Source organism: Stenotrophomonas sp. JC08 (genome assembly GCF_052180205.1).
Classification (GTDB): Bacteria; Pseudomonadota; Gammaproteobacteria; order Xanthomonadales; family Xanthomonadaceae; genus Stenotrophomonas.
Map to the genome: position 1 here is coordinate 3,128,614 of NZ_CP197473.1, position 12,826 is coordinate 3,141,439.

At 67.5% G+C, this 12,826-nt stretch carries 10 protein-coding genes; 8 read left to right on the plus strand and 2 right to left on the minus strand.

Going from position 1 to position 12,826, the window contains the following annotated elements:
* The first annotated feature begins 30 nt into the window (after nucleotides 1–30).
* The 7 genes from ACSBPQ_RS14405 to ACSBPQ_RS14435 all read left to right on the plus strand — a co-directional run bounded on the left by ACSBPQ_RS14405 (nucleotide 31) and on the right by ACSBPQ_RS14435 (nucleotide 8,798).
* Nucleotides 31–708 (plus strand): RDD family protein, encoded by a 678-nt coding sequence (locus ACSBPQ_RS14405; RefSeq protein WP_442684602.1) that lies wholly within the window; start codon nucleotides 31–33, stop codon nucleotides 706–708.
* Nucleotides 705–1,697 (plus strand): stage II sporulation protein M, encoded by a 993-nt coding sequence (locus ACSBPQ_RS14410; RefSeq protein ID WP_442682776.1) that lies wholly within the window; start codon nucleotides 705–707, stop codon nucleotides 1,695–1,697. The genes ACSBPQ_RS14405 and ACSBPQ_RS14410 overlap by 4 nt, the downstream gene beginning before the upstream one ends.
* Nucleotides 1,687–3,249 (plus strand): DUF4129 domain-containing protein, encoded by a 1,563-nt coding sequence (locus ACSBPQ_RS14415; RefSeq protein WP_442682777.1) that lies wholly within the window; start codon nucleotides 1,687–1,689, stop codon nucleotides 3,247–3,249. The genes ACSBPQ_RS14410 and ACSBPQ_RS14415 overlap by 11 nt, the downstream gene beginning before the upstream one ends.
* Nucleotides 3,246–4,403 (plus strand): DUF4350 domain-containing protein, encoded by a 1,158-nt coding sequence (locus ACSBPQ_RS14420; RefSeq protein WP_442682778.1) that lies wholly within the window; start codon nucleotides 3,246–3,248, stop codon nucleotides 4,401–4,403. Before ACSBPQ_RS14415 ends, ACSBPQ_RS14420 begins: the two co-directional genes overlap by 4 nt.
* Complete coding sequence (locus ACSBPQ_RS14425) at nucleotides 4,400–5,437, plus strand: AAA family ATPase (protein WP_442682779.1); 1,038 nt, start codon at nucleotides 4,400–4,402, stop codon at nucleotides 5,435–5,437. Before ACSBPQ_RS14420 ends, ACSBPQ_RS14425 begins: the two co-directional genes overlap by 4 nt.
* Before the next feature lie 410 nt (nucleotides 5,438–5,847).
* A complete protein-coding gene (locus tag ACSBPQ_RS14430; protein WP_001137513.1) occupies nucleotides 5,848–7,083 on the plus strand; it encodes an IS256-like element ISEc58 family transposase in 1,236 nt (411 codons plus the stop codon).
* Between the two features lie 416 nt (nucleotides 7,084–7,499).
* On the plus strand, nucleotides 7,500–8,798 hold the full coding sequence (locus tag ACSBPQ_RS14435) for a DUF58 domain-containing protein (RefSeq protein WP_442682780.1): 1,299 nt from the start codon (nucleotides 7,500–7,502) through the stop codon (nucleotides 8,796–8,798).
* 234 nt (nucleotides 8,799–9,032) lie between these two features.
* Here ACSBPQ_RS14435 and ACSBPQ_RS14440 read toward each other — a convergent pair whose 3' ends face one another.
* On the minus strand, nucleotides 9,033–10,220 hold the full coding sequence (locus ACSBPQ_RS14440) for a glutathionylspermidine synthase family protein (RefSeq protein ID WP_442682781.1): 1,188 nt from the start codon (nucleotides 10,218–10,220) through the stop codon (nucleotides 9,033–9,035).
* 4 nt (nucleotides 10,221–10,224) lie between these two features.
* Nucleotides 10,225–10,788 carry a DUF1190 domain-containing protein gene (locus ACSBPQ_RS14445; RefSeq protein WP_442682782.1) on the minus strand — a complete coding sequence of 188 codons (564 nt, stop codon included), beginning with the start codon at nucleotides 10,786–10,788 and terminating at the stop codon, nucleotides 10,225–10,227.
* A gap of 199 nt (nucleotides 10,789–10,987) precedes the next feature.
* Between ACSBPQ_RS14445 and ilvD the strand changes: the two genes are divergently transcribed.
* The gene (ilvD, locus tag ACSBPQ_RS14450) at nucleotides 10,988–12,826 is read left to right on the plus strand and encodes a dihydroxy-acid dehydratase (RefSeq protein ID WP_442682783.1); all 1,839 of its coding nucleotides are present in this window, start codon (nucleotides 10,988–10,990) and stop codon (nucleotides 12,824–12,826) included.

The window sequence follows — 12,826 nt, forward strand, 5'->3', positions numbered from 1 at the left end:
GATGGTGATGCGGTGACATGGTCAGCGGCGATGCTCGATACCTGCCGTGAAGTGATCACGCCCGAAGGCGTGCCCTTGCAGCTGCCTGCCGCCGGGCCGGTGCCGCGGGCGCTGGCGTGGCTGATCGACCTGATGGTGCGCTTTGGCGTGCTGGCGCTGATGAGCCCGTTACTGGCGGCGATCGACGGACTCGGCCAGGGCCTGTATCTGGGGCTGATGTTCCTGATGTTCTGGGCATATCCGATCGTGCTGGAAGTGTGGCTGGGGCAGACCCTGGGGAAAAAAGCGCTGGGACTGCGCGTAGTCGCACGCGACGGTGCACCGCTGGGCTGGATGGCGGCGATCGTGCGCAACCTGCTGCGCACCGTGGACATGCTCCCGTTCGGCTACGCCTTGGGGCTGATCACCTGCCTGTACGACCCCTATGGCCGCCGCCTCGGCGATCTGGTCGCTGGCACGCTGGTGGTGCATCTGCCGCCCCGCGTGGCGATCGCGCCGGCCCGTACCGATGCCGTGCTGGCCCCGCCGGTGCCGCTGCAGCCGGGCGAGCAGATGGCGGTGATCGCCTTCGCCGAACGGGCACCGGCGCTGTCATCGGCACGCCAGCAGGAGCTGGGGGATATCGCCTCGGCGCTCAGCGGGGCACGCGGCCAGAATGGCGTGCTGCGCCTGTACGCGATGGCCAACTGGCTGCTGGGGCGGCGATGAGACAGGAGCAGTTCGTCACCCGCTACCAGCACGAATGGCAGCAGTTCGAGGACTGGCTGCAACGGCGCGGCGACAGTGCACGCAAGGTGCGCGGCAGCCTCGACCCCGACCTGCCCGGCGATGAAACCATCCCCGAACGCTACCGGCGGTTGTGCCAGCACCTGGCGCTGGCGCGGCGCCGCGGCTACAGCCCGCAACTGGTGGAGCGCCTGCAACAGCTGATGCAGCGTGGCCACAACCTGCTGTACCGCACGCCGCCGCCGCGCTGGCAGCGCGCGGTGGAATTCCTCATCGCCGACTTCCCGCAGCTGGTACGCAACCAGGCCGCGGCGATGTGGGTGGCCTGCGCGCTGTTCGTGCTGCCGCTGGTTGGCATCTTCGTGTTGCTGCAGTACCAGCCGGAACTGATCCATCTGCTGCTGGACCCGCGCCAGATCGCGCAGATGGAAAAGATGTACGACCCGGCCGCAGACCGCCTGGGCCGCGACAGCGGCACCGACTGGGCGATGTTCGGCCACTACATCATGAACAACATCAGCATCGGCCTGCGCACCTTCGCCAGTGGCCTGCTGGCCGGTATCGGCACGGTGCTGGTGCTGCTGTTCAACGGCATCACCATCGGCGCGGTGGCCGGGCACCTGCAGCAGGTGGGCTTTGGCGATCCGTTCTGGCGCTTCGTCGTCGGCCATGCACCGTTCGAGCTGACTGCCATCGTCATCGCCGGCGGTGCCGGTCTGCAGCTGGGATTGAAGCTGCTGGCGCCGGGGCGCAAGCGCCGCATCGATGCGCTGGTCGAAGGCGGCATCATCGGTGCGCGGCTGTGCCTGGGCGTGGCCTTCATGCTGCTGGTGGCCGCCTTCATCGAGGCGTTCTGGTCCTCCACCGCCGCCGTGCCGGCGTGGGGCAAGTACAGCGTGTCGGCCGTGCTGTGGGTGCTGGTGCTGCTCTGGCTGGGGCGTGGCGGACGCGGAGGTGGTCATGCGGATTGACCAGCTCGACGTGGTGCTGCGCCCGCGCTCGCAGTGGGAGGCGATGGAACTGGGCACCGCGCTGGTGCGCCGCCATGCCGGGGCGATCTGGAAGCCGTGGCTGCTGCTGACGCTACCGGTATTCGCGCTGCTGAACCTGCTCGGGGTGTGGCTGGACAGCGCCTGGCTGCCTGCCGTCGCGCTGTGGTGGCTCAAGCCGGTGTTCGAGCGGATTCCGCTGTATGTGATCTCGCGCGGTGCGTTTGGCTCCGTCCCCGACACCCGCCAGACCCTGCGCGCGCAATGCAGCTGGGGTTGGCGCGGGCTGTGGGCCCACCTGCTGTGGCGGCGGCTGAGCCCGGCACGCTCGCTGCTGATGCCGGTGGATCTGCTCGAAGGCGGTGAGCGGGCACAACGTCGCCGGCGGCGGCGCGCCCTGGCGGGCGCCAGCTATGGCCACGCCAGCTTGCTGACCGCCATGTGCTGGCATTTTGAAGTGATGCTGCAGCTGGCCGGCATCGCGCTGGTGTTCATGTTCGTGCCGGTGGAACTGCTGTCCGAATCCCTGCGTGCGGCGTGGTCGCTGATCGGCAAGGACACCCCGGTGTGGGCCTGGATCGGCTTCAATTTCCTGGCCTGGATCGGGATGACGCTGATCGGGCCGTTCTACAGCGGCGCCGGCTTCGGCCTGTACCTCAACCGCCGCACCCAGCTGGAAGCCTGGGATGTGGAGATCGCCTTCCGCCGCCTGCGGGAGCGGCTCACGCGCACCGTCCCGCTCCTGCTGCTGGCGACGCTGGCCTGCCTGCCCTTGTCGCTGCCGCTGCCGCTGCATGCACAGGAGGCCGGCGATGCCACTGCCCATGCCAACCAGAAAGGCGCTGCCACACCGGCAACCGCCGCCACTCCGGTGACGGTATTCGGCACGGACCATGCCGATACCGCCGGCTTCCGCCAGGCTGCCGCACGCGCCTATGAGGATCCGCAACTGGGCGCAAGCCGCAGTGTCACGCGCTGGCAGCGCAAGCCGGCCGAAACATCCCATAGAGAACCGTGGAAGTTCGATTTTGGCAACGTCGGCAGATTCACCACCACGCTGCTGGCGGTGCTCAGCGAAAGCCTGTTGTGGATCGTGGTCGGCGCCGTCGTGGTCGCGCTGCTGCTGACCAGCCGCTGGTGGCTGCCCTGGTTGCGTGGCAGTGGCCGGCGTCGCCGCGAGCCGCTGTCAGCGCTCACCGAGGAAGCCCTGCAACTGCCTGAAACGCTGCCGTCGGACATCATCGGCAGTGCCCGCCAGCTGTGGCGCGACGGCAAGCCCCGCCACGCGCTGGCGCTGCTGTATCGCGCGGCGGTGGAGGTGCTCGGCACGCGCGCCGCCATCGTGCTGCCGCCCGGTGCCACCGAGGCGCACTGCCTGCGTGCCGCCCAACGCATGCCGCTGGAAGCCGACCGCCAGCTGTTCGTGCAGGTGGTGCGCACCTGGCAATACGCCGCCTATGCCGGACGCCTGCCGGATGCGGCGCAGTTCGAAACCCTGCTGGCACACTTCCAGCAGCACGGATGGACCGCATGACCCCGCGCTGGCGCAACGCCCTGCTCGGCCTGCTGGCACTGCTGCTGGCGGCGCTGGCGGTGGCGTGGTTCCTGCGCAACTTCGAGCGCCGTGCGCATGAAGTCCCGTTGCCCGCCTATGGCGAGCCCACCTACAACCCGCTGTTCGCCCTGCGCGAAAGCCTGCGCAAGGACGGCATCCAGGCCGAATCACGCCGCAAACTGGACTTGGCGGCGATGCAGCTGCAGCCACGTGACACCGTGCTGATGCTGGATGATCCGCGCCGGCTGGATTCCCGCCAGGTCGTCGCGTTGCTGGACTGGGTGGAGTTCGGCGGCCATTTGCTGCTGCGTATTCCCGGCGCCCGCGAGGATGCCGACGGCAATGACGATGGCCTGCTGGAACGGTTGGGCATCCACCACAGCGGCGCATCATCGGGCTGCCTGCAGTGGCAGGTCGCCGGGCAGGAAATGCACTACGAATTCTGCAGCAGCCAGCGCTTCACCCTCGACGACGATATCCGCACCGATGCGCGCTGGTACGACGACAAGGACGCACAGACGCTGGTCTATGCACGTCTGCGCCATGGCCTCGGCCGCGTCGATGTGCTGGCCGACATGGACTTCCTGCGCAACGGCCGCCGCGGCATGGAAGCCGAACCCGGCCTGCGCGATATCCCCCACCAGGAGCTGGCCCGGCTGGTGCTGGCGCCCAACTACGGCAAGGGCACCATCCACCTGCTGTACGCGGCCGAAGCCCCTTCGCTGTGGAAGCTGCTGCTGCAGCGCGGCTGGCCGGTCTGGCTGCCGCTGCTGCTGGCATTGCTGGCCTGGCTGTGGGCGCGCAGCCAGCGCTTCGGCGCCCTGTTGCCTTCACCGCGCGAGGAGCGCCGCTCGCTGCTGGAACACGTGCGTGCCAGCGGCGAACACCTGCACCGCTACGGCAAGTCCCCTCTGCTGTACGACGCCGTGCGCCAGACCTTCCTTGCCCGCCTGCGCCGCCGCGCACCACTGGCGGCCGCACTCAGCGGCGATGCGCAGGCGCAGGCCATCGCCGACCATCTGCAGTGGCCGCTGGCGCGCGTGCAGAACGCCTTGAAACTGCCCGCTTCGCAGGACGACACCACCCTGCGCGAGCGCATCCGTTTGCTGATCCAGATGAGAAACCAGCTATGAACCACTTGCCGCCCCTGCCCACTCTCCCCGCAGACGCCCCCGCTGCACCTGCTGCACCCGTGGCCGCGCCATCGGTGGACAACAGCGGCCTGATCGAGGCGGTGGAACGCATCCGCAGCGCGGTGGGCCAGGCCTTCATCGGCCAGACCGAGGTGCTCGAGCAGATCCTCATCGCCCTGCTGGCCGGCGGCCACGTACTGATCGAGGGCGTGCCCGGGCTGGGCAAGACACTGCTGGTGCGCGCCCTGGCACAGGCGCTGGAGCTGGACTACGCACGCGTGCAGTTCACCCCGGACCTGATGCCCAGCGATGTCAGCGGCCATGCGGTGTACGACCCGAAAACCGAAAGCTTCAAGATCCGCCGTGGGCCGGTGTTCACCAACCTGCTGCTGGCCGACGAGATCAACCGCGCCCCGGCCAAGACCCAGTCGGCGCTGCTGGAAGTAATGCAGGAAGGCCAGGTGACGATCGAGGGTCGCGGCTTCGCGCTGACCCCGCCGTTCCTCACCTTGGCCACACAGAACCCGGTGGAACAGGAAGGCACCTATCCGCTGCCCGAAGCACAGCTGGACCGCTTCCTGCTGAAGGTGCTGATCGACTATCCGCAGCTGGAGGACGAAAAGCGCATGGTCGAATCGATCACCACCGGCCGCACCGCCAGCGACTTCAACCTGTCGCAGGTGCCGCGCGTACTCAGTGGTGCCGAGGTGGTGGAACTGCAGAAGGCGGTGGCGGCGATCACTGTTGATCCGCAGGTGATCGACTATGCCGTGCGCATCGTCGCCGCCACCCGCAAGTGGCCGGGTATCGCCTTGGGCGCCGGGCCGCGCGGCAGCATCGCGCTGGTGCGTGCGGCGCGGGCGCTGGCGGTGCTGTCCGGGCGTGATTTCGTCACCCCCGATGACGTGCGCGAAATCGCCAGGCCGGCCCTGCGGCACCGCATCGCGCTGGCACCGGAAATGCAGATCGAAGGCCAGTCCACCGACGACGTGCTCACCGCACTGCTGGCCAAGGTGGAGGCACCGCGCAAGTGAGTTCTGCCGGCGGCCCTGTGGCTTTTGCACCGGCTCTTTCGCACCCAGGGCGAAGGAGCGGGCCGGTTTGGATGGGTGTTGCTTGTGAACCTGCTTTCGCCTTCCGGCTTTTGAGCTTCTGGCCCGCTGTAAAGCGAGCTGAGCACCGCAGTGAATCGGAGGCGAAGAGGCGCACATGTCTGAGCATAGCGAGTTGTGCGCCGACTCCCGATTCACGAGGAGCACAAGGTGACGATGCGGCTTCACCGCATCGGCTCGCGTCCCAGCGGCGTGTTCTTTGGTTACTTTCTTGCACGGGCAAGAAAGTGACTCGCCCCTCGCGAAGCAGGGGCGAAAGCTCTTGCTCAAAGGCCTGAGCGTGTCAGAAATTTTGTGTGAGAGGCATACCATGATGCTGCCAAGGAGCATGTATGCCACGCAAGAAGAAGACGCCGGTGGTCACGCCGGCCATTGATCTGCCGAAGGAATTTCTCGAGAAGCTGATCCCGGGTCCGATGGACGCGGCCGGGGTCGAAGCCGTGTTCCAGCAGCTGAAGAAGGCCGTGATCGAGCGGGCGCTGGGCGCGGAGCTCGGCCTGCACCTGGCCGACGCCGAGGGCGGGAGCGGCAACCACCGCAACGGCCGCAGCGGCAAGACGGTGCTGACCGACGAGGGTCCGCTGCGCATCGACGTGCCGCGCGACCGGACGGGTACGTTCGAGCCGCAGCTGATCCCCAAGCACGAGCGTCGCTTCGCCGGGTTCGACGATCGGATCGTCTCGATGTACGCCCGCGGCATGACGGTGCGTGAGATCCAGGGGCACCTGGCCGAGATGTACAGCGTCGAGGTGTCGCCGGAGTTCATCAGCAAGGTCACCGACGAGGTGATGGCCGAGGTCACCGCATGGCAGGCGCGGCCGCTGGAAGCGATGTATCCGGTGGTGTTCTTCGACGCGCTGCGGGTGAAGATCCGCGAGGACGGCGTGGTGCGCAACAAGGCGGTGTATCTGGCGCTGGGCGTGCTGGCCGACGGCACCCGCGACATCCTCGGGCTGTGGATCGAGAACACCGAGGGCGCGAAGTTCTGGATGAAGGTGTTCAACGACCTCAAGACGCGCGGCGTCAACGACATCCTGATCGGCGTGGCTGACGGCCTGAAGGGCTTCCCGGAGGCGCTGGAAGCGGTGTTCCCGGCGACCACGCTGCAGACCTGCATCGTGCACCTGATCCGCAACAGCCTGGACTATGCGGGCTGGAAGGACCGCAAGGCGCTGGCGGCGGCGATCAAGCCGATCTACACGGCCCCGACCGCCGAGGCCGCAGAGGCCGAGCTGGATGCGTTCGAGGCCGGCGACTGGGGCGAGCGCTTCCCGACGGTGGTCGCCGCCTGGCGCCGTGCCTGGACGCGCGTGGTGCCGTTCTTCGCGTTCCCGCCGGACGTGCGCCGGGTGATCTACACGACCAACGCAATCGAGAGCGTGCATGCGCGCCTGCGCAAGATCATCAAGACCCGCGGCCACTTCCCCAGCGACGAGGCCGCCACCAAGCTGATCTGGCTGGCGCTGCGGAACATCACCGCCGAGTGGAGCCGCGCGTCTCAGCACTGGAAAGCGGCGATGAACCAGTTCGCGATAATCTACGAAGACCGATTCACGCTGGCTCGCTGAAAGAGACTTCCGGACTAAACCGCCTCACACACAAAAAATCGGACACGCCCAAAGGCCTTGGCTTGGCTGTTGTTTATGCGCTCCGGAAAAGCATCAAACAGTAACAAAGGCTTTCACTCCCGCTGCGCAGGAGCGAGCCACCTTTCTTTGCTCGTGCAAATAAAGATGGCCCAAAGAAAACACGGCCCGGACGCGATCCGTCGGGCTTCGCCCGCCGGTTCCCTGCGCTCCTCACATGTCGACGGGACGGCGCACAACTCGCTGCGCTCAGACATGTGCGCCTCTACGCCCCTCTACCTGCTGCGGTGCTCGGCTCGCTCTACGGCAATGAAAGTCAAAAGCCAAAAAGCACAAGCAACAAAAATTCTGCACCGTCTTCCTGCTACCAGTACCGACACACCTGCGGAGATCGCCGCATGAGACCCGCCCCGCTGCTGCTCGCGCTGCTGGTGCTGTGGGGACTGCTGGGCATCGCGGTGGCGTTGCGCTATCTGCCGCTGCCACTGTGGCAGGCGGTGGCCGGCATGATCGCCATGCTCGCCGCGCTCGATGCACTGCTGCTGTGGCGCCGGCCCACGCCGCAGGTCCGGCGTGAGCTGCCCGACGCACTGGCGCTGGGGGTGGAGCGCGAAACCTGGCTGCAACTGGAGACGTTCGGCCGCCAGCGCCTGGACGTATTCGACCTTGTGCCCGATGGCTGGAGCAGCCATGGCCTGCCACGCCGGCTCAGCCTGGCGGCGGCCAGCGAAGCGCGTTTCAGCTACCGCTTCACGCCCGCCAACCGTGGCAGCTTTGCCTTCCAGGGCGTGCAGCTGAGATTGCATTCGCCTCTAAGGCTGTGGCGGCACCTGCGCCTTGCCGGTCCGCCGCAGACCGTGCGCGTGTATCCCAACTTCGCCCCGCTCACCCGCTATGCGCTGCTCAGCGCGGAGATGGCCTCGCGACTGGTCGGCGCTCACCTGAAGCGGCGTCGCGGCGAAGGCACCGACTTTCACCAGATGCGTGAATACCGGGTCGGTGACAGCCTGCGGCAGATCGACTGGAAGGCTACCGCGCGGGCGCGCAAACTGATCTCGCGCGAGTACCAGGACGAGAAGAACCAGCAGTTGCTGCTGATGATCGACACCGGGCGCCGCATGATGGCCGACGAAGGCGGCCTGTCGCACTTCGACCATGTACTCAATGCCGCGCTGGTGGTGGCGTATCTGGCGCTGCGGCAGGGCGATGGCGTCGGCCTGTTCGCCAGCGGCGGGCAGACCCGCTGGGTCGCCCCGCAACGTGGCATGGGCGGCATCGACACGCTGCTGCGCGCCAGCTACGACCTGCAGCCGCAGCCGGTGGCGACCGACTATCTGGCCGCGGCCACCGAACTGTCGCTGCGACAGTCACGCCGCGCGCTGGTGATGCTGGTCACCAACGTGCGCGACGAGGACATCGAGGATCTGCTGGCTGCGGTGCGGCTGCTGCAGAAGCGACATCTGGTGTGTGTGGCCAGCCTGCGCGAACGCGAGCTCGACCAGGCCCTGGCGGCCGATGTCGACACCTTGGCCGACGCGCTGCAGGCCGGCGCCATCGCCCGCTACCTGCAACAGCGCAGCGCCGCCCACGAGGCCCTGCGCAGCCACCGGGTGATGGTGCTGGATGTCACCGCAGAAGAATTGCCGTCCGCGCTGGTGGAGCGCTATCTGGCGGTCAAGCGCGACGGCCTGCTGTAGCGCTTGCAAAGCCCCTCTCCCGCTGGGAGAGGGGTTGGGGTGAGGGTTGCGCAGCAGCCTCGCAATGTGCGGCTGCACGAGGTTTCGCCCGTACCCTCATCCGCCCCCTTCGGAGCACCTCGCTTCGCGCCCCGGCCCCGCGCAGCGCGCCGGGCGTTCAAGCGTGTGCGAGCCAATGGCTCGCAAGCAACACGCCTTCACCCCAGCGGGAGAAGGGTAAGAGTCACTTGGCCCTCAGAGGTAGATACGCGTACTTCCCTGCGGTGCGTCATCGATGATGGCGTGCGGCAGGAACCGGGCGCTGTCGCGGGTGATGCGGCTGTCATCCTCGCGGATGCCGATGCCGCAGGCGTGGTCGCCCACCACCCAGCTGCCGACCAGCGGATAGTTGCCCTCGAACCCCGGCAGCGCGTGGAACGCCTGGCGGATGCTCGGCCCGGTGTACGGCCCTTCGCTTTCCTGCCAGCTGCCATCGGCCATATGCATAGCGACATTGGCACCTTCGCGCGAATGCAGCGGCTTGCGCACCCAGCCGGCCGGCAGCGCGCTGCCATCGTCGAAATACGACTCCAGCAGGTTGGGATGGCCGCGATGGCGCTGCCACAGCAGCGGCAGGATGCCCTTGTTGCTCAGCACCGCCTTCCACGCCGGCTCCAGCAGTTGCACGCCCGAACGCGGCAGCGCCGCGCCGAATTCCTCGCGCATCAGGTCTTCCAGCGGGTACAGCTTGAACAGGCTGCCGATCACCACATCGTCCAGATCGGTGAAGCGGCCGTCGGCCGAAAGGCCGATGTCCTCGATCGCGATCGCCGCCCCATGCAGGCCGGCCTGCGCCGCGCAATCGCGCAGGTAGGCCACCGTGCCCTGGTCCTCCTCCGATTCACCCACCGCGCTGAAATACAGCGGCGGCGGCAGGCGCGCGGCCAGTTCGGCGAAGCGTTCCACCAGAGTTTCGTGGATCGAATTGAACTGGTCGGCGTGTGCCGGCAGCCCGCCGCGGTTGCGCTGGTCCTCCAGCCATTGCCACTGGAAGAACGACGCCTCGTACAGCGACGTGGGCGTGTCGTAGTTCAGCTCGTACAGCTTGGCCGGGCCATTGCCGTCGTAGGCGAAGTCCAGCCGGCCATACAGATGCGGATCCCGCCGCTGCCAGCTTTCGGCGATCCAGTCGCGGAAACCCTCGGGAATGGCCAGCCTCGTCATCAGCTCGTCGCTGGCCACCACCTCGCCGACCAGATCCAGCGCCATCGCGTGCAGCTCGGCGCTGGGGTCCTCGATGTCGTCTTCGATCTGCCGCAGGGTGAAGGCGTAGTACGCGCTTTCATCCCAGTACGGCGCGCCGTCGATGGTGTGGAAACGGAAGCCGGCTTCGGCCGCACGCGCGCGCCAGTTGTCGCGCTCGGCAATCGCAATACGCCTCACCGCATCAACCGCCGACGCTGCTGCGACCGCGGCTGTTGCCACCGAAGCCGCCACGGCTGGCGGTCACCGCACGGTTGGGCTGGGTGGTCACCGGCGCCAGACCGGCCTTGCCGGCACCGATGCCGCTGCCGGTATTCAGGCCGCCGGTGCCGCCCGGTGCGGGCTTGGCCCAGCCGTTGGCCTTGTCCTTGAACGCCGGCTGCGCCGCCGGCGGTGCGGCTACTGCGCCGCGGCCGCTGTTAAGCATCTGCGACATGAAAAAGCCCATCATCATCGGGCCGATGAAAGAGCCGCCGGCGCTGGTGGTCTGCTGCACGCACTGCTCGGCCGGATACTCCTTGGCGCACTCTTCCTTGCTGGCGTACTTGGGCGCGGCATCGGCGGCCTGCTGCTGTGCAGCGGCAAACGCCGTGCGGCAGGCGGAGGGATCGCCGGTGGCCTCGCTGCAGGCCTCCACCGAGGTGTACAGCCCTTCCTGCACCTGCACGGCGTCTTCCTTCTGGCAGGCGGTGAACAGCAGCGGCGCGGCGCTCATCAGCAGCAGCGCGGTAGTCCGGGAGCGCTTCATCTTCGAATCCTGGTGAAAGAGAGATTGGCGAATAATGCCCGATCACCGCTGGCGGCGGGAATTTCGCCGTGTACCGGCCTGAACCGCCAAGTCAGTTTCAGACATGCCGGAGCCTGCGCGATGGTTGCAGCTGCAACCGGGTTTTTTATGCAGAATCAACGGCCAAGGTGCCGTTGCGCCCATTGTCGCGTTCGATCCCATGCCTGAATACCGCTCGAAAACCTCCACTGCCGGCCGCAACATGGCCGGCGCCCGCGCCCTGTGGCGTGCCACCGGCATGACCGACGGCGACTTCCACAAACCGATCATCGCGGTGGTCAACTCCTTCACCCAGTTCGTGCCCGGCCACGTGCACCTGAAGGACCTGGGCCAACTGGTCGCGCGCGAGATCCAGGCCGCCGGCGGCGTGGCCAAGGAGTTCAACACCATCGCCGTGGACGACGGCATCGCCATGGGCCACGACGGCATGCTGTACTCGCTGCCCAGCCGCGAGATCATCGCCGACTCGGTCGAATACATGGCCAACGCGCATTGTGCCGACGCGCTGGTGTGCATCTCCAACTGCGACAAGATAACCCCCGGCATGCTGATGGCCGCGCTGCGGCTGAACATCCCGACGGTGTTCGTTTCCGGCGGACCGATGGAAGCGGGCAAAACCCGCCTGGCCGACCACAAGCTGGACCTGATCGATGCGATGGTCGCCGCCGGCGACGCCTCGATCAGCGACGAGGAAGTGGCCGCGATCGAACGCAGCGCCTGCCCCACCTGCGGCTCGTGCTCGGGCATGTTCACCGCCAATTCGATGAACTGCCTGACCGAGGCGCTGGGACTGTCGCTGCCAGGCAACGGCACTGTCGTGGCCACCCACAGCGACCGCGAGGGCCTGTTCAAGCGCGCCGGGCGGCTGGTGGTGGAGCTGTGCCACCGCTGGTATGGCGGCGAGGAGGCCAGCGTGCTGCCACGCGGCATCGCCACGTTCGAAGCGTTCGAGAATGCGATGACGCTGGATATCGCCATGGGCGGTTCCACCAACACCATCCTGCACCTGCTGGCTGCCGCGCAGGAAGCCGGCGTGGCGTTCGACCAGCGCGATATCGACCGCCTGTCGCGGCGCGTGCCGCAGCTGTGCAAGGTCGCGCCGAACTCGGAGAAATATCACGTCGAGGACGTGCACCGCGCCGGCGGCATCATGGCCATCCTGGCGGAGCTGGCGCGCGGCGGACTGCTGCACACCGATGTGCCGACCGTGCACGCACGCACGCTGGGCGATGCGATCGCCCGCTGGGACATCACCCAGACCGCCGACCAGAGCGTGCACCAGTTCTACAAGGCCGGACCGGCCGGTATTCCCACCCAGGTCGCCTTCAGCCAGTCCACCCGCTGGCCGTCACTGGATACCGACCGCGCCAACGGCTGCATCCGCAGCGTCGCCCACGCCTTCTCCAAGGAAGGCGGGCTGGCGGTGCTGTACGGCAACCTCGCCGCCGACGGCTGCGTGGTCAAGACCGCCGGTGTGGACGAATCCATCCACGTATTCGAAGGCAACGCCCGCGTCTATGAAAGCCAGGACGCGGCGGTCAAAGGCATCCTCGGCGACGAGGTGCAGGCCGGCGATGTGGTGGTGATCCGCTACGAAGGCCCGAAGGGCGGCCCGGGCATGCAGGAAATGCTGTATCCGACCAGCTATCTCAAATCCAAGGGCCTGGGCAAAGCCTGCGCGCTGCTCACCGACGGGCGTTTCTCCGGTGGCACCTCGGGGCTGTCTATCGGCCACTGCTCGCCGGAAGCCGCCGCCGGCGGCGCCATCGGTCTGGTCCGCGACGGTGACCGAATCCGCATCGACATCCCCCAGCGCAGCATCGACCTGCTGGTGGACGAGGCCGAGCTCGCACGCCGCCGCAGCGAACAGGACACCCGTGGCTGGAAGCCGACCGAGGCCCGTCCGCGCAAAGTCAGCAGCGCGCTGAAGGCCTATGCGCTGCTGGCCACCAGTGCCGACAAGGGCGCCGTGCGCGACACCTCGCTGCTGGACGGCTGA